This is a genomic window from Pseudonocardia zijingensis, from assembly GCF_042657305.1.
Lineage (GTDB): Bacteria > Actinomycetota > Actinomycetes > Mycobacteriales > Pseudonocardiaceae > Pseudonocardia > Pseudonocardia zijingensis.
Window position 1 is genome coordinate 88,955 of sequence record NZ_JBHSKO010000010.1, and the last position, 19,242, is coordinate 108,196.

Sequence of the window (19,242 nt, forward strand, 5' to 3'; positions counted from 1 at the left end):
GGCCCCGGCCCCGGGGTCAGTCCCCGGGCTGCGGCTCCACGCGGAAGAGCACCTGCCCCTGCTCGACGAGGTCGGTGTCGTCCACGCAGATCTCGACGATGGTGCCGCGCACGCCTGCGGCCACCGCGTGGAAGGTCTTCATGACCTCCACGAGGGCCACGGTCGTCGACTCCTCGACCGGTGCCCCGAGGGTCACGAAGGTGGGCTTCCCCGGTTCCGGCTGGGCGTAGTAGATCCCCATCGTCGGGGAGGTGATCTCCACCAGCTCGACGGCCGCGGGTTCCGGTGCGGGAGGCGGCGGGGTGGGCGCCGGCGCGACCTGCTGCGGGACGGCCGTAGGCGCGGGTGCGGGCGCCACCTGCGGCGCGGGCACCGCTGCGGGCGGAGCGCCGGCCGCGGGGGCCGCGGTGGCCGGCCCGGGCGGGTCGCCCTTGCCGATCGTCACCTTCAGCTCCCCGACCTGCACCTCCAGGAAGTCGAAGCCGGAGCGGTCGAGGCTCTCGACGAGACGGATCACCTGCTCGACGTCGGCATCGCTCAGCGCGCCGTGCACGGCGCCGTTGGTCGCTGCCGTCGTCGCTGCGGTCGGGTCGGTCATGTCAGCTGCCCCCTGTCGTCGCGGCCCGGTTGCCCACGAGCACCGAGTCGTTGCCGCGCTGCACGCGCACGTACCGGATCGCCGAGGTCTCCCGTAGCCGCTCCACGAGGGTGAGCAGCGGGATCCCGGCCGAGCTGTAGCGGCGCGGCGGTCCGGCCGCGCGCATCGTGTCGATCTCGCTGGTGCCCTGCATGATCGCCCGCAGCAGCAGCTCGTCGTCGCTGATGCCGGGGGCGCCGTAGACCTGCCGGGCCTGCTCGAGCGTCATGTCGTCGACCCCGCGCCGGTCGAGCTCCTCCAGCTCCCGGGCCCGCGGCAGGGACAGGAACCGGTCGCGCAGGTTCTGGTCCATCCACGTGTAGCCGGAGTCCTCGCCGTAGAAGCCGCGGGCGAGGCGGATGAGCTCGTCGATCACCACGCCGTACCGCTGCCCGGACGCGACGTTGAGCGCGGCCTGCGTGGCCACGTACTGCGAGTACGGCGTGATCATGATCGGGTAGCCCAGGTCGGCCCGCACCTGCACGCACTCCTCGAGCACCTCGGCGAGGCGGTGCTCCATGCGGATCTCGGCGAGCTGGAACCGCAGGTTGGAGATCACGCCGCCGGGGATCTGGTGGCGGTAGTGGTCGAGGTCGTGGGGGAGCGGTGCGCCCACGGGCAGGCCGTCGGCGGCGGCGAACCCGGCGAGGCGCTGCGACACCGACGCGAGCAGCTCCTCGTCGACGAGCGGGGTGAAGCCCATCAGCCGCGCGTTGCGCGCCACCTCCAGCACGGACGGCTGGGCCGAGCCGTTGGCCAGCGGCGGCACGCCGCAGTGCACGGTGCGCACGCCCAGCTCCAGCGCCTCCAGGTAGACGAGCGGGGCGAGGCCGGTGGTGCAGTGCGAGTGCAGCTCCACCGGGATGTCCCCGGCGGCCTCGAGCATCGCGGGCAGCAGCGTGCGGAGCCGGTCGACGGTGAGCAGCCCGCCCTGGTCCTTGAGGTAGATGGAGTCGGGCCGGAACTGCCTGCACTGCCGGGTGGTCTCGGCGAAGTGCGCGTCGGTGTGGCGCGGGGAGATCGTGTAGGCCACGGCGATCGCGACCCTCAGCCCGAGCTCCCGCGCGAACGGCACGGCGGTGGGCAGCATCCGGGTGATCTGGTCGCCGGTGTTGGCCATGAGCTGGGCCCGGTTGATCACGCCGATCTCGGCGAGGCGCCGCGAGTACAGCCGGTTCAGCACGGGGGGCGTCGGGGTGCCGAACCCGTTGAGGCTGCCGCCCGCCCCGCCCATGCACGTCGTCGGCGTGCGGGTGATCGTGCGCGCGAGCATGCGCATGGTCTCCCACGGGTCCTCCTTGAGGTCCCGCACCATCTTCTTGAAGAAGATCGGGTTGGCCGGCACCTCGATCACGTCGAAGCCGGCCCGGTCGAGGTCACCGCCCAGGGCCTCCATCATCCCGTGACGGATCCCCATCGCCCACAGGCTCTGCGAGCCGTCGCGGAACGTGGTGTCGATGAACCGGACCTCGCCGTGTTCGGTCGTGCCGTTCACCAGGCCTCCTGCATCGTTGCGACGTGCTCGGCCACCTCCACCCGCATGTCGGTGAGCGCCAGCACCTCCTCCGGGGTGAAACCGCGCGCCACCTCGTCGAGCCGGAAGCGGCCCTGCGGGGTGCGCCGCAGCAGCGCGAGGTCGGTGACGACGACGTCGACGCAGCCCGGCGCGGTGATCGGGTAGCTGCAGGTCTCGACGAGCTTGGGGCGCCCGGCGCTGTCGAGGTGCTCCAGCATCGCGATCACCTGCTTGGCGCCGACCGCGAGGTCCATGGCGCCGCCGATACCCCCGCCGGGGCGCCCGGGCACCGACCAGTTCGCGAGGTCGCCGCTCCCGCCCACCTGGTAGGCGCCCAGCACCACGGCGTCGAGCCGCCCGCCGCGCGCGATCTCGAAGGAGGTGACGCTGTCGAAGAACGAGGCGCCCGGCTCCAGCGCGATGAAGTTGCCGCCCGCGTCGTGCAGGTCGGGGTCGCGCTCGCCGTCGGTGACGAAGCCGCCGTAGCCCAGCACGCCGTTCTCGCCGTGCAGCACGACGCCGCGCCCGCCCAGGAAGTTGGCGGCGAGGTTGGGCAGGCCCGCGCCGAGGTTCACGAGCCCGCCGGTCGGCAGCAGCATCGCCACGCGGCGGCCGATCTCCTGGCGGGTGAGCGCGGGCTTGCCCCCGTACTCGCGGCCCGTGTCGGCCGGGCGGGCAGCGCGGCGGGGGAGGGAGGCGACGTCGATGTGCACCGTGCTCGGCGCGAGGCGGGCCACGAACGCGGCCGGCAGGTCGACGTCCTCCGGCGCGATCTCGCCGACCTCCACGATCTCGTCGACCTCGACGATCGCCACCCGCGCCGCCTTCGCAAAGCTGTCGTTGAAGTTGCGGCTCGCCCCGCGGAACGACACGTTGCCCGCCCGGTCGGCCCGGTGTGCCCGCAGGAGGGCGTAGTCGGTGCGGATGCCGTGCTCGAGGATGTGCGGGACCCCGTCGAACTCCCGCACCTCCTTGCCGTCGCCGACCGCCGTGCCCGCCCCCACCGGGGTGTAGAACGCCGCGATGCCGGCGCCGCCCGCCCGCATCCGCTCGACGAGCGTGCCCTGCGGCACGATCTCGAACTCCAGCGTGCCGGCCAGGATCTGCTCCTCGGAGATGGTGGGCGGGCCCGGCCGCGACGAGAACGAGGCCACGAGCCGCGCGATCTGGTTGTTCTCCGCCAGCATCTGGGCGGTGGGGTGCCCGGGCTGCCCGAGCCCGTTGCAGTAGACCGTGAGGCCCTTGGCGCCCTGGTCGCGCAGGGCGGTGATCAGGCTGGACGGGAACCGGTGGGTGACGCCGAACCCGGAGATCGCGACGCTCGCGCCGTCGGGGATGTCGGCGACGGCGTCGGCGGGCGACGGGTAGACCTTGTCCGTCGAAGGGTCCACATTTCTCCTCGAGGTGACCGGGCGGGGACGGGGGTCAGCGGGCGATCCAGGTGCCTCCCCAGAACAGCTCGCTGGACAGGTACCGGGAGACGCCCTTGACGTGCGGGCGGGCGATGGCGGCTTTCGCGGCGCGGGCCAGCCAGACGACGGCGCGGTCCTGGTTGAGCAGCACCTGGGCGCGCTGGTAGGCGGCGGTGCGCCGGGCCGGGTCGGTGGTGCTCGCGGCCTCGTCGAGAGCGGCGTCCACCTGCGGGTCGGAGTAGCGGCCGTAGTTGTTGATCCCGCCCGTGTGGAACTGGTTGTACATGAACGGGTAGGGGTTCTCGTACGGCCCGCTGATCCAGTGCAGCGCCTGGAAGTCACCGCCCTGCACGACCTGGGTGATGAGGGTGGCGATGTCGTCGAACCGCAGTTGCACGTCCAGGCCGACCGCCGCCCACTGCGCCTGCAGGAACGTGGCGTACTGGATGTTGTTGGGGGCGTTGGCGTCGTGGAAGGTGAACGTCGGGTCGCCGCCGGAGGCGCGGTACCCGGCGATCAGCTGCCGGGCCCGCTCGGGGTCGTGCGAGGGGTAGATCTGCGCCGCCTCGGCGCTGTAGTGGGGGTCGCCCTCGGCGAACGCGGTCCGCGCCCCGTCCATCGCGCCCCGGTACTGCGTGGCGGACAACGCGGCCGGGTCGATCGCGCGGATCACGGCCTCGCGCATCCGCGGGTCGTCGAACGGCGGGCGGGTGACGTTGAGGTAGAGGAACTCGCCGTCGCCGCCGGGGCCGTAGTAGGTGGCGAGGCCGGGGTCCTGCGAGGAGCGGTGCACCTCGGTGTGGAACCCGGCGATGTCGAGGTCGACGTCGCCGTTCGCCACGGACGCGTAGCGGGTCTCGGTGTCGGGGAGGGGACGGAACTCGATGCCGTCGAGGTAGGGCATGCCCTGCTGCCAGTAGCGGTCGAACCGCTTCACCACGATCTTGTTGTTCGGGATCCACTCGACGAACGCGAACGGCCCGGCACCCACCGGGTGGCGCCCGTAGTCCCCACCCCACTGCCGCACGGCGGTAGGGGAGGCGATCGTGCCGAGGTTGCCGGAGGAGAACGGCAGCGCGAAGGCCACCGGGAACGACCCGGTGGGCCGCTTCAGCGCGAACTCGACGGTGAGCGGGTCGAGCGCGCGCATCGCGGCGATCGGCTCGGTGTAGAGGTGCCCGAGCGCGGTGGGGTCGTCGCGCTGGCGGGCGACGTTGAACAGCACCGCCTCCGCGTCCAGCGGCGTGCCGTCGTGGAAGGTGACGCCCGGGCGCAGGCCCAGGAGCCAGGTGGTGCCGCCGTCGGGCGTGGTCATCGACGCCGCGAGGTGGGGCTGCGGCTCGCCGGCCGCGTCCATCTTCAGCAGCGAGTCGTAGACGGCGGAGGCGATGAGGTTCGACCCTATCGTCGGGTCGAACGAGCGCGCCTCGGTGTACATCCCGACCCGCAGCGTGCCGCCGGGGACGGGGGTGCCCTCGGTGGCGGGGTCGCCGCCGAACGGCTGCGAGACGTCGAGCGGGGTGGGCGCCTCCCCGCCCGCCGGGCCCGCTGTGCCGCAGGCCGCGATGGCCAGCAGGAGCGCCCCGGCGAGCGCCCGCAGGGCTTGGGAGGTGCTGGCGGAGGTGTGCACGCGACCTCGCTGGATGTCCGATACCGCGCTGTACGGGACGACCCCGGTGGCCGTGGAACGGGTCGCGTAGGGAGCCTAACCGTTCACCAGATTGTTCACAATCCTGTTGGCAAGGACTACCAGCGCGACGAGGGCTCCTGGCGCACGGGCGTCACCAGCACCGCGACCACGGGCGCGACCGTGGCGAGCAGGAACCCCGCGGCGTAGCCGACCGTGCCGATCACGGCCCCGAGCACGGGCGGCGTGAGCGCGGAGACCACGTTCTGGCCGGTGTTCTGCACGCCCAGCGCCCGGCCCGACCAGGCGGGTCCCGCGATCTCGGCCGTGGCCGTGTAGCCCAGCCCGTTGTGCGCCACCGTGACGAGCCCGCCCGCCACCAGCGCCGCGACGGCGAGCCAGGGCGCGTACAGGTCGCCGACGGCGAACGCGACCAGCACGACCACGGTGGCCACGGAGACCTGGCGCATCGGGCGCATGCGCGAGCCCACGCGGTCGGACCACCAGCCGACGCCGATCCGGCCCGCGGCGCCGACGAACTGCACCGCGCCCACGAGCAGCCCGGCGGCGGCCGCGGTGAACCCGCGCTCGCGCACCAGGTACTCCACGCTGAAGGCGCTGACCGCGAACTGGGGCATCACCAGCAGCGCGCTCGCCGCGTGCACGCGCCACAGCAGAGCCGCGCGGTACGGCGACCCGGTGGCGGCCGTGCCGGTGAGCTGTGCACGCGGGGGGTCGGCGGCGAACGCCGCGACGAGCACGCCCATCACCAGGCAGAGCGCGGCCGGGAGCGCCAGCGCGGCGAATGTCCCGGCCGTCGCCGCGAGCGAGGGCAGCGTGAACCCGGCGAGGGCGACGCCCAGTGGCTGCGCTGTCTGCCGCACGCCCATCGCGACGCCGCGCTCGTGGCGGGGGAACCAGCCCATGACCAGCCGCCCGCTGGCCGCGAACACCGACGCCGCCAGCGCGCCGCCGAGCGCGAGCAGGACCAGCCGCAGGGTGGAGTGGCCCACCGGGGCGAGCGCCGCCACGCCCATCGCCACCGAGCCGAGCAGCAGCCCGGTGGACATCACGCGGCGCTCGCCGAACCGGTCGGCCGCCGCGCCCCAGGCCACGAGCGCGAGCAGCAGCCCGACGACGGGCGCCGCGACGTACCGGCCGACGGTGGCGAGCGAGAGCCCCAGCGTGTCGCGCAGCTGCGGCACGAGGAACGGGGCGCCGTAGACGTACGCGCAGGCCGAGGTCTGCGCGCACACCCCGATCGCCAGGATCACCCAGCGGCGGGCGTCCGCGGCCGCGGTGGTGCCGGGTGCTGACGTCATGCGCGGGCGCTCCGTGGTCGGGTGCCGGGACGCCCCCGACCTTAGCCTTGCTAATGACGTGCGGGTACGGCGTCGCGGGTCACGTGCCCGTCAGGCGGATCCACTCCTGCTGCGCCACGGGGCCCCACTTCTCGTGCAACCGTTCGAAGAGCGCAGCGGCCCGGGCTCCGGCCCACTCCTCGGGGAGGAGCTCGCCGGGCAGCTTCGGGTCGAGGAACGGGAACCGGCGCCACGCGTGCACGAGGTGGATCTGGTGGGCGAGGACCTCGGCCGGCCCGTCGGGGGCGGCGTCGGCGAACGTGGCGAGGAACTCCTCGTAGGCGGCCTCCACCTCGGCGAGGTCCCAGGCCTGCTCCACCACCTGCCGCGGGGTGCCGATCTCCCCGAACGGGCCGACGAAGGAGCTGGTGGCTGCGGTGAGACCGAGGTCGGCGATCACTTCGGCGGCCTCCTCCTGCTTGCCCGGGTCCGGGGTGAGCCAGACGCCGGGCGCGGGGGAGCCGAGGCCGGCCCAGGCGAGCCGGGTGCGCAGCCGGTGGCGCAGCTGGCGGCGGGCCTCCGGCACGCTGACGAGCAGCACGAGCCAGCGCCCGTCCCAGGGGGGCACGGGGTGGCCGAAGCCGTAGATGCGGGCGGCGCCGTCGGACAGCAGCCTGCGGCCCTGCTCGGTGAGCGACCAGCGCACCCGCCTGCCTGCGCGGTCGGACACGAGCAGGCCCTCCGCCGCGGTGCGGGCGAGGGCCTGGCGGGCCGACTTGGCCTCGATGTCGAGCTGCCCGAGCACGTCGATGAGCGTCTGCGTCCAGACGGCGTCGGCGCGGGGGAGCACGAACTCGCCGAGCACGGTGAGCAGCAGCGAGCGGGCGCTGGTGGCGCCCAGCTCGCGGCGCCGCGAGAGCGCCGGATGACCGGTGTCGGCGGTGGTGCTCATGGCGGCCGAGGGTAATGGGGCCGATCCGGTCGGGCCCAGCCGCGCAGCGCGGCGTGGGATCACCTCATCGGATGGACCGGCAATTCGCCTGAATGGGGCAAAACAGGCGTCGAGTGGTCCGAACGGGCGAGTCCCTGACCAGTATGGAGCAGGCGCCTGCAGATGAACATGAATGCCGGGTTAAGCCGGGCCGTGCGGTCTCCGACCGGACGAAACCGGCGGAACGGACACCAGGAGGAGGTCGTTCCCCGACCGCCGATCCCCGTCGCTGCACTGCCCGACGTCGACCACCCGGAGACCCGTAGTGACCACGTCCCCGTCCTGTTCCGCCGCGCACACCCCGGCTCGCCGCCGGAGCGCCCTGCGCGCCGACGTGCCGGCCTCCCTCGTCGTCTTCCTCGTCGCGGTGCCCCTCTCGTTGGGCATCGCCCTCGCCTCGGGCGCCCCGCTCATGGCCGGCCTGGTGGCCGCGGTCGTGGGCGGCGTGGTGGCCGGCCTGCTCGGCGGTGCCCCGCTGCAGGTCAGCGGGCCCGCCGCCGGGCTCACCGTGGTGGTGGCCGAGCTGGTGGGCCGCTTCGGCTGGCAGACCACGTGCCTCATCACCGCGGGCGCCGGCCTGGTGCAGATCGCGTTCGGCTGCGCCCGCGTGGCGCGGTTCAGCCAGGCCATCCCGCCGGCCGTCGTGCACGGGATGCTCGCCGGCATCGGCATCACGATCGCGCTCTCGCAGCTGCACGTCGTGCTCGGCGGGAGCCCGCCCTCCGGGGCGGTGAACGCGCTCGTCGAACTCCCCGGGCGGGTGGCCCAGGCACACCCGGACGCCGTGCTCGTCGGCGCCGCCACCGTGGGCCTGCTGCTGCTCTGGCCGCGGCTGCCGCGCCGGGTGCGCGTGCTGCCGGGCGCGCTCGTCGCCGTCATCACCGCCACCCTGCTCGCGCTGCTGCTGCCCGCCGTCCCACGGGTGGAGCTGCCCGGCAACCTCCTCCAGGCGATCACCCTGCCGACGGTGCTGCCCGACCTGCCCTGGGCGGGGATCGCCGGGGGCGTGCTGACGATCGCGCTGGTGGCGAGCGTCGAGAGCCTGCTCTCGGCGGTGGCGGTCGACCGCATGCGCCGCGGCGCCGCGCGGTCGAACCCCGACCGCGAGCTGATCGGCCAGGGAGCCGCGAACACGATCTCCGGCCTGCTCGGCGGGCTGCCGATCACCGGCGTCATCGTGCGCAGCTCCGCCAACGTCGAGGCCGGGGCGCGCACGCGGGCGGCGGCGGTGCTGCACGGCCTGTGGGTCGCCGTGTTCGGGATCGCGCTGGTCGGCGTCGTCGAGATGATCCCGCTCGCCGCGCTCGCCGGGCTGCTCGTGGTGGTCGGGTCGCAGCTGGTGCGGCCCGCCGACATCCGCGCGGCCCGCTCGCACGGCGAGCACCTCGTCTACGCGGGCACGGTCGCGGGCGTCCTCGTGCTGAACCTCCTCGAGGGTGTGGCCATCGGCCTCGTGCTCGCGGGCCTCGTGATGCTGCGCCGCGCCGTGCGCGCCCGGGTGCGGGTGGTGGAACCCGACGGCCCCGCCCCCGCCGGACCGTGGCGCGTCGTCGTCGAGGGCACGCTGAGCTTCCTCGCCGTGCCCGCGCTCTCCCGCACCCTCGCCACCGTGCCCCCGGGGAAGCCGGTGCGGCTCGAGCTGGTGGTCGACTACCTCGACCACACCGCATTCGACCACCTCGACGGGTGGACCGCGATGCGGCGGGCCACGGGCGCCGAGGTCGTCGTCACCGAGCCGGGCGCGCGGGTGCACGGCGACCGGCCCCGGCACGGCTACGCGACCTGGTCGCAGTGGCAGCGCACGCCGGGGCACGACGGCGACCACGGGCCGCACGCCCCGCTGCTCGCCGGGGTGGCCGCCTTCCACGCCCAGGCCGCCGAGCTGATCCGCCCGACGCTGCAGGAGCTCGCCCACGGCCAGGCACCCCGGGGGCTGCTGCTGTGCTGCGCCGACTCCCGGGTGCAGCCCGGCCTGATCACCCGCAGCGGGCCGGGCGACCTGTTCACCGTGCAGAACGTCGGGAACCTGGTGGCCGGCACGTCGATGCGCGCCGCGCTGCACTACGCCACCGAGGTGCTGCGCGTGCCGCTCATCGCGGTGTGCGGCCACTCGGGGTGCGGTGCCATGCGCGGCCTGCTCGACGGTGTGCAGCAGCCCGGCGACCCGCTCGGCGACTGGCTCGCCGCGGGCGTGCCCAGCCTGGAGGCGCTGCGGGCCGGGCACCCCGTGGGCCGGGCCGCGCTCGCGGCCGGGTACGGCGAGGTCGAGGCACTGGCGATGGTCAACGTGGCCGAGCAGCTCGTGGCGCTGCGCCACCAGGGCGTCGGCGCCGCGCTGACCGGCCTGTTCTTCGACATCCCGGCGGCGCGGGTGCTCGTGCTCGACGAGGAGGCCCAGGAGTTCCGCAGCCTGGACGCTCAGTCCTCCTCGGGCGGCGCGAAGCGGGCCAGCGCGTCGACGGAGGGCACGGTGTAGTAGGCGCCCGTCACCGGCCGGGTGTAGCGGGTCAGCGCGTCGCGCACGCCGTCGCCCACCCCGGCCATCCGCCGCAGCATCTCCTCCAGCCGCCACTGGTCGCGGCTGAAGCCCACGAACGCGGTGCCGTGGTGCGCCACCCCGCCGAAGGCCACGTTGCGGCGGAAGATCGGCAGCTCCTCGCGTTCTCCCTCACCTCGGTCGACCTCGAGCGCGGTGCGGGCCACGTGGCTGTCGGGGGGCTTGGTGGCGTCGTCCAGCTCCACGCTGTCGGGCTTGGTGCGCCCCATGACCAGCTCCTGCGCCTGCGTGGAGAGGCCCTCCCAGGCGTCGCCGTCGTGGTCCCACATCTGGACCAGCACCACGCTGCTGCCCGCGCCCGGCTCGCCCGCGGGCACGAGCGCCACCTCCGGCGCCTCCAGCAGCGACGGGTTCTCGGTGCCGTCGATGAAGCCGGTGAGGTCACGGTCGTGGCGGTACAGCCACCCGGTCATCTCCCGGCGCAGGCGCGCCACCGGCGCGAGGCCCGCCACGACGGCGCGCCCGTTGTCGAACACGGCCGTGCGGTCGCCGCCCGCCACCCACAGCCACGCGTCGTGCTGCGTGGCGGGCATCGTCCAGCCGTCCGCACCGACGAGGGGCTCGTCGAATCCGCGGGCCGACGCGGGCACGTCGGCCGGGTCGGCGACCCGGGCCCACAGCTGCGGCCGGAACCCGACGACGAGGTTCACCCCGCCGGTGGTCGACAGCGGGCCGACGAGCCCCGCCGCCGCAGCGACGAGGTCCACCGGCTCGGCGCCGGGCGCGAGGTCGAACTCCAGGTAGCCGTGCTCCGGGGTGCCCAGCGCGAAGATCCCCGGCTGCGCGTTCACGGCCGGACCCCCTGCGGGGCCACCCGGCGGATCGCTGTCATCGTGCTCTCCCTTCGTCCCGATCATCCTGGTCCGCGGGTTACGGTCTGCCCTCGTGACGTCCCCCGACCCCGTGCACCCGCTCGCCTGGCTCGAACCGCACGCAGCCCGCAGGCGTGCGCAGGGGCTGCGCCGCGAGCTGCGCCCGCGCACCCCGGACGAGCCGCTGCTCGACCTCGCAGGCAACGACTACCTCGGGCTCGCCTGCGACCCGCGGGTGGTCGAGGGGGGCGTGCGGGCGCTGCGGACCTGGGGGGCGGGCTCCACCGGCTCGCGGCTGGTGAGCGGCACCACCGCGCTGCACGCCGAACTGGAGGCGGAGCTCGCGGCGTTCTGCGGCACCGAGTCCGCGCTCGTGTTCTCCTCGGGGTACGCCGCCAACCTGGGCGTGGTCACGGCGCTCTCCGGCCGGGACACGCTCGTGGTGTCCGACGCGGCCAACCACGCCTCGCTCGTGGACGCCTCCCGCCTCTCCCGTGCGCACGTCGAGATCGTGCCCCACGACGACCCCGAGGCGGTGGACGCCGTGCTCGCCGCCCGCACGCAGCAGCGCGCGATCGTCGTCACCGAGAGCGTGAACAGCGTGGACGGCGGGCTCGCCCCGCTCGCGCGCCTCCATGAGGTCTGCCGCCGCCGCGGCGCGCTGCTCGTGGTGGACGAGGCACACGGGATCGGCGTGGTGGGCCCGGGCGGGCGCGGCCTGCTCGCGGACGCCGGGCTGGCCGGTGCCGACGACGTCGTGGTCACCGCCACCTTGTCCAAGTCGCTCGGGTCGCAGGGCGGGGCGGTGCTCGGGCCGGCCGCGGTCACCGCGCACCTGGTGGACACCGCCCGCACGTTCATCTTCGACACCGGGCTCGCGCCGTCGGCCGTCGGCGCGGCACGGGCGGCCCTCGACGTGCTGCGCGCCGAGCCGGACCGGCCCGCCGCCGTGCTGCGGGTCGCGGCCGCGCTCGCCGATGCCGCCGGGGTGCCCGCGCCGCCCTCCGCGGTGGTGGCCGTCGTGCTCGGTGAGCCCGACGTCGCCGTGGCCGCGGCGCGCCGGTGCGCCGAGCGGGGCCTGCGCGTCGGGTGCTTCCGTCCACCCTCGGTGCCCGAGGGCACCAGCCGCCTGCGGCTCACCGCGCGGGCCACCATCACCGACGCGCAGCTCGCGCACGTCCGGGCCGTGCTGGCCGACGTGCTCGCACCGGTCACCGCATGATCCTGGTCGTCACCGGTACGGGGACCGATGTCGGCAAGACCGTCGTCACGGCGGCCGTCGCCGCGCTGGCCGCGGCCGGCGGCGCGCGGGTGGCCGTGCTGAAGCCCGCGCAGACCGGCGTCGGCCCGGACGAGCCCGGCGACCTCGCCGACGTCACCCGGCTCGTCCCGGGGGTCGCGACCCGCGAGCTGGGGCGCTTCCCCGACCCGCTCGCCCCGGCCACGGCGGCGCGCCGGGCCGGCGCGGCACCGGTCTGCGCCGCCGCCGCCGCCGCGGCAGCGCGGGAACTCGAGGCCGACGCCGACCTCGTGCTCGTCGAAGGGGCGGGCGGGCTGCTGGTGCGGTTCACCGACGACGGCGACACCCTTGCCGACGTCGCCGCGGCGCTGCGCGCGCCGGTGCTCGTCGTGACGGCCGCGGGCCTGGGCACGCTCAACACCTCCGAGCTGACCGCCGAGGCGCTGGCCCGACGCGGGCTGGACTGCCTCGGCTTCGTGGTCGGCAGCTGGCCCGCCGAGCCCGGTCTCGCGGAGCGCTGCAACCTCCACGACCTGCCCGTCGTCACCGGGGCCCGGCTGCTCGGCGCTGTGCCGGAGGGGGCGGGCGCGCTCGCGCCCGGAGAGTTCGTCACGGTCGCGCGTCACAGTCTGGCGGCCGAACTGGGCGGCGGGTGGCAGACTCCCGACGCGTGACGACGACGCAGTTCTCCATCCTCGACATCGCCCGCGCCCAGGTCCTGGAGGAGGGCGTCGGCCTCACGCAGGAGCAGGCGCTCGAGGTGCTGGGGCTCCCCGACGACGCGCTCGAACCCCTGCTCGAGCTGGCCCACGAGGTGCGGATGCGCTGGTGCGGGCCGGAGGTCGAGGTCGAGGGGATCATCTCGCTCAAGACCGGCGGCTGCCCCGAGGACTGCCACTTCTGCTCGCAGTCGGGCCTGTTCGACTCGCCGGTGCGCTCGGCGTGGCTGGACGTGCCGTCGCTGGTGGAGGCGGCCAAGCAGACCGCGAAGACCGGGGCCACCGAGTTCTGCATCGTCGCGGCCGTCCGCGGCCCCAACGAGCGGCTGATGGCGCAGGTGGCGGCCGGCATCGCCGCCATCAAGGACGAGGTCGACATCAACATCGCCTGCTCGCTCGGCATGCTCACGCCCGAGCAGGTCGAGCAACTCGCGGCCATGGGCGTGCACCGCTACAACCACAACCTCGAGACCGCCCGCTCACACTTCCCGAACGTCGTCACCACGCACACGTGGGAGGAGCGCTGGGAGACGCTGCGGCTCGTGCGCGAGGCCGGCATGGAGGTCTGCTGCGGCGGGATCCTCGGCATGGGGGAGACCGTGGAGCAGCGCGCGGAGTTCGCCGCCCAGCTCGCCGCGCTCACCCCGGACGAGGTGCCGCTGAACTTCCTGAACCCGCGCCCGGGCACGCCCTTCGGCGACCTGGAGCCCCTCGACGCGCGCGACGCGCTGCGCGCGGTGGCCGCCTTCCGGCTGGCCCTGCCCCGCACCGTGCTGCGGTTCGCGGGCGGGCGGGAGATCACCCTCGGCGACCTCGGCGCGCGGCAGGGCCTGCTCGGCGGGATCAACGCCGTGATCGTCGGGAACTACCTCACCACGCTCGGCCGCCCTGCGGAGTCGGACATCGATCTGCTCGGCGAGCTGCAGATGCCGATCAAGGCACTGAACGAGACGATCTGAGCCGTGTTCTGCGACCAGTGCGGGAAGCCCGCGGCGGAGGGTGAGCACGCGCGGTGCGCCGACCGGCGCACGCTCGAACCTCCGCGGTTCTGCGTCGACTGCGCCCGGCGCATGGTGGTGCAGGTGACGCCCACCGGCTGGACGGCCCGCTGCAGCCGGCACGGGGAGCTCGCGAGCAGCTCGCGCACACCGCGACGGCGCACGACCGTGCGGGAATTCCAGGAGATGGCACGCGAGCTGCCGCCGATCGACGTGGAGCAGTGGCGCCGTGATCGTGAGGCGGACGACGCGATCTTCGGCGACGACCGGCTCGACCACTGAGTGACCGGCGTCGGCACGCTCGTCGACGTCGGCACGCCCGGCGACGTGGCCTCAGTTGACGCTGTGGTCCACCGCGTAGGTCGTGATGGGGGCGGGCACGGCCCCGAGCTCGGAGAGCAGCCCGGTCTCGCGGGCCAGCAGCGCGCGCACGAGGCGCAGCCGCTCGACCGGTGAGGTGAGCTCCAGCAGCCGCTGGCGGTCGGCGATGGGGAGCAGGCAGTCGGAGGCGAGGACGTGCGGCAGCTGGCCCGGCTCGACGTCGGCCTCCGGCTCGGCCCACTCGCCCGCCTTCCACGCCGCGGCGCAGTAGCGGCGGTGGGCCGCGCGGGCGGCGGCGGACAGCATGCGGACGACCTCGGCCGCCGCGGCGTCGCCCTCCGGGGCGTCGGGCAGCGGCTCGATCGAGCCCACCAGGTAGGGCTTCGAGTCGGCGTCCAGGTCGATCAGCCGGAACCGGCGCGCGCCGCGCGTGACGAGGTCGAAGCGGCCGTCGGGCAGCCGCTGGACGTCGCGCAGCACCGCGGTGCAGCCCACGGTGTGCAGCCCGGCGATGCCGTCGTCGTCGGGCGCCCAGCCCTCGCGGACCGCGACCACCCCGAACTCGCGGTCCGGCACCGCGCCCGTGACGAGGTCGACGGTGAGCTGCCGGTACCGAGGTTCGAAGACGTGCAGTGGCAGCGTGGCTCCAGGGAGTAACACCGTGTTCAGGGGGAACAGCGGGAGCGTCTCGGCCACGCCGTTACGGTACGGCGCCGCGGGTTCCTTCGCCGGGTGATCCGCTGGGAGCTCTCAGCACCGCCGAGGCGTCGGTGACGCGCAGGGTGCGGTCGGTGAAGCGGAACAGTGCCGCCGGACGTCCCCCCGCGGGCCCGGGTGGGGCCACCGCGCCGGTGGGTTCGAGCACGGCGCGGCGGGTGAGCACGCGCTGGAGGTTGGTGGCCGAGACGGGGTGGCCGAGTGCGGCGACGTACAGGTCGCGCAGCGCCGAGATCGTGAACTCGCGTGGCGCGAGCGCGAACCCGAGGTTGGTGTAGGAGAGCTTCGCGCGCAGGCGGTCGCGGGCCGCGGCGACGATGTCGGCGTGGTCGAACGCCGCGTTCGCGAGCACCGGTGCGGGCGCGGCGAGGACGTGCCAGTGCGTGTCCGGGGGCACCGCGGGGTCGGCGTCGGAGGGCACGAGGCCGAGGAACGCGGTGGCGATCCGGCGCACGCCGGGCACGCGGTCCGGCCGGCTGAACACGCCGAGCTGCTCGACGTGGGTGACCTCGCGCAGGTCGACCTTCTCCGCGAGCTGGCGGCGCACCGACTGCTCGACGTCCTCGTCGTCGCCGAGGAGCCCGCCGGGGAGTGCCCAGCGGCCCGAGTCGGGCGGGAGCGCCCGCTGCCAGGCGAGCACCTGGAGGGTGCCGCCCCGGATCTGGAGCACGGCGGCGAGCACCTCGTGTTCGGTCGGGCTCGCCATGATTCGGATCGTAGGGTGTCGGCCCCGGCACCCGGCGTGAACGCCGGGTTGCGCCGGGGTGAGGTCCCGGTCACGAGCAGGGTTCGCCGCGCCGTTCGCCTGTTACGATCCATCCTGTTTCCGACTCATAGTCGAAAACCAGGAGGGGTCATGACCGCAAGCCCGATGCTCGCCGGGGACCGACCCTGCGAGCCGCTCGAACCCGGATGGGCGGACGAGGTGCGCGCGCTGGCCCGCCGCCGCGACGCCGTGCTGCTCGCGCACAACTACCAGCTGCCGGAGATCCAGGACGTCGCCGACCACACCGGCGACTCGCTGGCGCTCTCGCGGATCGCCGCCGAGTCGCAGGCCTCGACGATCGTGTTCTGCGGCGTGCACTTCATGGCGGAGACCGCGAAGATCCTCAGCCCGGACAAGACCGTGCTGATCCCGGACGCCGCCGCTGGGTGCTCCCTTGCCGACTCGATCACCGTCGACCAGCTGCGGGCCTGGAAGGCGGAACACGCCGACGCTGTGGTCGTCTCCTACGTGAACACCACCGCCGCGGTCAAGGCGGAGACCGACATCTGCTGCACCTCCTCCAACGCGGTCGAGGTCGTGGCCTCGATCCCGGAGGAACGGGAGGTGCTGTTCCTGCCCGACCAGTTCCTCGGCGCGCACGTCCGCCGCGTCCTGGGCCGGGAGAACATGCACGTCTGGGCCGGGGAGTGCCACGTGCACGCCGGCATCAACGGCGCCACCCTCACCGCGCAGGCGCAGGCCAACCCGGACGCCGAGCTCTTCGTCCACCCGGAGTGCGGCTGCGCCACCTCCGCGCTCTACCTCGCCGGCTCGGGCGCGGTGCCCGCCGACCGGGTCAAGATCCTCTCGACCGGCGGGATGCTGGACGCCGCCCGCGAGTCGCGCGCCTCGTCGGTGCTCGTCGCCACCGAGGTGGGCATGCTGCACCAGCTCCGGCGGGCCGCGCCCGAGATCGACTTCCGCGCGGTGAACGACCGCGCGTCCTGCCGCTACATGAAGATGATCACGCCGGAGAAGCTGCTGCGCGCGCTGCGCGAGGGCCGCGACGAGGTGCACGTCGACCCCGAACTCGCCGCCCGCGGCCGCGCCGCCGTCCAGCGGATGATCGAGATCGGGAAGCCCGGAGGTGGCGAGTGAGCGCGCTCTGGGAGGCACGGGCCGACCTCGTCGTCGTCGGGTCCGGGGTCGCCGGGCTCACCGCGGCGCTCGACGCCGCCGAGCTCGGCCTGCGCGTCGTCGTCGTCACCAAGGAGGACGTCGACTCCGGCTCCACCCGCTACGCGCAGGGCGGCGTCGCCGTGGTGCTGGGCGACGTGGCGGGCGACAGCGTCGACGCGCACGTGGCCGACACGCTCACCGCGGGTGCAGGCCTGTCCGATCCGGTCGCCGTGGCCGCGATCCTCGAGGAGGGACCCGCCGCGGTGGCGCGGCTGCGGGCCCGCGGGGCCGCCTTCGACCTCGCGCCCGACGGCAGGCCGCAGCGGGCGCGCGAGGGCGGCCACTCGGCGTTCCGGGTGGTGCACGCGGGCGGCGACGCCACCGGGGCCGAGGTCGAGCGCGCCCTCGTCGTCGCGGCCACCGACCGGCGGCTCCCGCTGCTCGCCGGCCACGTCGCCACCGACGTGCTGCGCGACGAGGCCGGGGCCGTCGCGGGCCTCGCCTTGCTCGACGACGCGGGTCGGCCCGGGGTGCTGCGCGCGCCCGCGGTGCTCCTGGCCAGCGGCGGCTACGGGCAGCTGTACGCGAGCACCACCAACCCGGCCACCGCCACCGGCGACGGCGTGGCGCTCGCGCTGCGCGCGGGCGCTGCCGCGGCCGACCTGGAATTCGTGCAGTTCCACCCCACGGTCCTCTACACCGGGCCGGCGGTGGGGCAACGCCCGCTCGTCACCGAGGCCGTGCGGGGGGAGGGCGCGGTGCTGCTCGACCGGGCCGGCCGCCGGTTCATGACCGGCGTGCACCCGCTCGCCGACCTCGCCCCGCGCGACGTCGTGGCCGCGGCCATCACCCGCACCCTCGCCGCCACCGGCGCCGACTGCGTGCACCTCGACGCCACGTCGATCACCGGCTTCGCCCGCCGGTTCCCCACCGTGCACGCCGCGTGCCGCGAGGCCGGGATCGACCCGGCGCGCGAGCCCATCCCGGTCACGCCCGCCGCCCACTACGCGTGCGGCGGCGTGGTCACCGACCTGCACGGGCGCACCGGCGTCCCCGGCCTCTACGCCGCGGGCGAGGTGGCCCGCACGGGGCTGCACGGCGCCAACCGCCTCGCGTCAAACTCGCTGCTCGAGGGGCTCGTGCTCGGGGCCAGGGCGGCCCGCGCCGCCGCGGCCGACCGGGAGGCGCTCCGGCCGGCGGCGGGGGAACCGCTCGCCGCGTCGCCCGCCGTGCCGCTCGCGCCCCGCGACGTCGTGCAGCGCGCGATGACCGCCGCGGCGGGGATCGGCCGCGACGCCGCGGGACTCGCCGCCGCGTCCGACCGGATCGAGTGCGCCACCGCGGTGGCGGTGCCCACGGGCCGCGCCGGCGTCGAGGACGCCGCGCTCACCCTGCTCGCCCAGGCCGTGCTCGCCGCGGCGGGCAACCGCACCGAGACCCGCGGCTGCCACGTGCGCACCGACTTCCCCGAGCGCGACGACCGCTGGCAGCGCGCCGGCCTGGAGATCACCCTCGACGCGACCGGACAGCCGGTCGTGCGGACCGGAACGGCGGTGGCGGCATGACCAGGACCCTGCTCGGACCCGACCTCGCCGACCTGCGGCGGGTCGTGGCCACCGCCCTGGAGGAGGACCTGCGCTACGGCCCGGACGCCACCACCGCGGCCACCGTGCCCGCCGACGCCGTGGCCGTGGCCGTCTTCGCCGCCCGCGAGCCGGGCGTGCTGGCCGGCCTGCCCGCGGTGCGCGCCGTGCTCGACGCGGTGGTGGCCGACCACGAGGTGCTCGACTCCCGCGCCGACGGCGACCGGCTCGCCGCGGGCGAAGCCGCGCTGACCGTCCGCGCCCCGGTGCGCGGGCTGCTCACCGCCGAACGCACCGCGCTCAACCTGCTCTGCCACCTCTCCGGCGTCGCCACCGCGACCGCGGCGTGGGTGGACGCGGTGGCCGGCACCGGCGCCCGCATCCGCGACACCCGCAAGACCCTGCCCGGCCTGCGGCTCCTGGAGAAGTACGCCGTGCGCTGCGGCGGCGGCGTCAACCACCGGCTCGGCCTCGGCGACGCCGTCCTGATCAAGGACAACCACGTGGCCGCCGCCGGCTCGGTGGGCGCCGCGCTCGCCGCCGCCCGGGCGGCCGCGCCCGACCTCCCCTACGAGGTGGAGGTCGACACCCTCGAGCAGCTCGACGAGGTGCTCGAGCTCGGGGCCGAGCTGGTGCTGCTGGACAACTTCGACGTCGAGCGCACGCGCGAGGCCGTGCGGCGGCGGGGGGAGCGGCCGACGCTGCTGGAGTCATCCGGCGGGCTGGCGCTGGCCAACGCCCGCGCCTACGCCGAGACGGGGGTGGACTACCTGTCGGTCGGCGCGCTCACGCACTCCGTGCGCGCGCTGGACCTGGGCTTGGACCTGCAGGCCGGCTGAGGGCGCGGCCGGGGCTCCGGGGAAGTTCAGGAAAGCCACATTCAGGGCCTGTAGAGCCCTGAATGTGGCTTTCCTGAACCTGCGGAG

17 protein-coding genes are annotated in these 19,242 nt (G+C 75.0%); 8 read left to right on the plus strand and 9 right to left on the minus strand.

Going from position 1 to position 19,242, the window contains the following annotated elements; all coding sequences use genetic code 11:
- Positions 1–16: 16 nt before the first annotated feature.
- From ACFPL3_RS20685 to ACFPL3_RS20710, 6 genes are all read right to left on the minus strand, one after another.
- A complete protein-coding gene (locus ACFPL3_RS20685) occupies positions 17–598 on the minus strand; it encodes an acetyl-CoA carboxylase biotin carboxyl carrier protein (protein WP_379589562.1) in 582 nt (193 codons plus the stop codon).
- Position 599: 1 nt separating this feature from the next.
- Positions 600–2,132 (minus strand): hypothetical protein, encoded by a 1,533-nt coding sequence (locus ACFPL3_RS20690; protein WP_343944848.1) that lies wholly within the window; start codon positions 2,130–2,132, stop codon positions 600–602.
- Positions 2,129–3,544 carry a 3-oxoacid CoA-transferase gene (locus ACFPL3_RS20695; RefSeq protein WP_343944849.1) on the minus strand — a complete coding sequence of 472 codons (1,416 nt, stop codon included), beginning with the start codon at positions 3,542–3,544 and terminating at the stop codon, positions 2,129–2,131. The genes ACFPL3_RS20690 and ACFPL3_RS20695 overlap by 4 nt, the downstream gene beginning before the upstream one ends.
- Positions 3,545–3,578: 34 nt before the next feature.
- On the minus strand, positions 3,579–5,195 hold the full coding sequence (locus ACFPL3_RS20700) for an ABC transporter substrate-binding protein (protein ID WP_343944850.1): 1,617 nt from the start codon (positions 5,193–5,195) through the stop codon (positions 3,579–3,581).
- Between the two features lie 116 nt (positions 5,196–5,311).
- Entirely contained in the window at positions 5,312–6,514 is a 1,203-nt protein-coding gene (locus tag ACFPL3_RS20705; RefSeq protein WP_343944851.1) for an MFS transporter, read from the minus strand.
- Between the two features lie 79 nt (positions 6,515–6,593).
- On the minus strand, positions 6,594–7,445 hold the full coding sequence (locus ACFPL3_RS20710; RefSeq protein WP_343944852.1) for a PaaX family transcriptional regulator: 852 nt from the start codon (positions 7,443–7,445) through the stop codon (positions 6,594–6,596).
- Positions 7,446–7,749: 304 nt separating this feature from the next.
- On the opposite strand from ACFPL3_RS20710, the gene ACFPL3_RS20715 reads away from it, so the two are divergent.
- Complete coding sequence (locus ACFPL3_RS20715; protein WP_343944853.1) at positions 7,750–9,960, plus strand: SulP family inorganic anion transporter; 2,211 nt, start codon at positions 7,750–7,752, stop codon at positions 9,958–9,960.
- Here ACFPL3_RS20715 and ACFPL3_RS20720 read toward each other — a convergent pair.
- Positions 9,903–10,832, minus strand: coding sequence for a Dyp-type peroxidase (locus ACFPL3_RS20720; protein WP_343944854.1), 930 nt, complete (start codon positions 10,830–10,832; stop codon positions 9,903–9,905). The two genes, ACFPL3_RS20715 and ACFPL3_RS20720, sit on opposite strands and share 58 nt — an antisense overlap.
- Positions 10,833–10,926: 94 nt before the next feature.
- On the opposite strand from ACFPL3_RS20720, the gene ACFPL3_RS20725 reads away from it, so the two are divergent.
- The 4 genes from ACFPL3_RS20725 to bsaP are packed head-to-tail and all read left to right on the plus strand — an operon-like array spanning position 10,927 to position 14,092.
- The gene (locus ACFPL3_RS20725) at positions 10,927–12,075 is read left to right on the plus strand and encodes an 8-amino-7-oxononanoate synthase (protein ID WP_379589563.1); all 1,149 of its coding nucleotides are present in this window, start codon (positions 10,927–10,929) and stop codon (positions 12,073–12,075) included.
- On the plus strand, positions 12,072–12,767 hold the full coding sequence (bioD, locus tag ACFPL3_RS20730) for a dethiobiotin synthase (RefSeq protein ID WP_379589564.1): 696 nt from the start codon (positions 12,072–12,074) through the stop codon (positions 12,765–12,767). The genes ACFPL3_RS20725 and bioD overlap by 4 nt, the downstream gene beginning before the upstream one ends.
- The gene (gene bioB, locus ACFPL3_RS20735) at positions 12,764–13,771 is read left to right on the plus strand and encodes a biotin synthase BioB (protein ID WP_343940848.1); all 1,008 of its coding nucleotides are present in this window, start codon (positions 12,764–12,766) and stop codon (positions 13,769–13,771) included. The genes bioD and bioB overlap by 4 nt, the downstream gene beginning before the upstream one ends.
- A gap of 3 nt (positions 13,772–13,774) precedes the next feature.
- A complete protein-coding gene (gene bsaP, locus ACFPL3_RS20740; RefSeq protein ID WP_343940852.1) occupies positions 13,775–14,092 on the plus strand; it encodes a biotin synthase auxiliary protein BsaP in 318 nt (105 codons plus the stop codon).
- A gap of 51 nt (positions 14,093–14,143) precedes the next feature.
- On the opposite strand, the gene ACFPL3_RS20745 is transcribed toward bsaP, so the two are convergent.
- Positions 14,144–14,827: an LON peptidase substrate-binding domain-containing protein gene (locus ACFPL3_RS20745; protein WP_343940847.1), complete on the minus strand. Its 684-nt coding sequence runs from the start codon at positions 14,825–14,827 to the stop codon at positions 14,144–14,146.
- A gap of 4 nt (positions 14,828–14,831) precedes the next feature.
- Positions 14,832–15,554, minus strand: coding sequence for an NUDIX hydrolase (locus tag ACFPL3_RS20750; RefSeq protein WP_343940846.1), 723 nt, complete (start codon positions 15,552–15,554; stop codon positions 14,832–14,834).
- Between the two features lie 150 nt (positions 15,555–15,704).
- Here ACFPL3_RS20750 and nadA point away from each other — a divergent pair, with 150 nt between their 5' ends.
- From nadA to nadC, 3 genes are read left to right on the plus strand one after another with little or no spacing between them, the layout of a single operon-like run.
- Entirely contained in the window at positions 15,705–16,712 is a 1,008-nt protein-coding gene (gene nadA, locus ACFPL3_RS20755; RefSeq protein ID WP_343940845.1) for a quinolinate synthase NadA, read from the plus strand.
- Positions 16,709–18,298 (plus strand): L-aspartate oxidase, encoded by a 1,590-nt coding sequence (locus ACFPL3_RS20760; RefSeq protein WP_379589565.1) that lies wholly within the window; start codon positions 16,709–16,711, stop codon positions 18,296–18,298. Before nadA ends, ACFPL3_RS20760 begins: the two co-directional genes overlap by 4 nt.
- On the plus strand, positions 18,295–19,155 hold the full coding sequence (nadC, locus tag ACFPL3_RS20765; RefSeq protein ID WP_343945984.1) for a carboxylating nicotinate-nucleotide diphosphorylase: 861 nt from the start codon (positions 18,295–18,297) through the stop codon (positions 19,153–19,155). The genes ACFPL3_RS20760 and nadC overlap by 4 nt, the downstream gene beginning before the upstream one ends.
- The last annotated feature ends 87 nt before the right edge of the window (positions 19,156–19,242 follow it).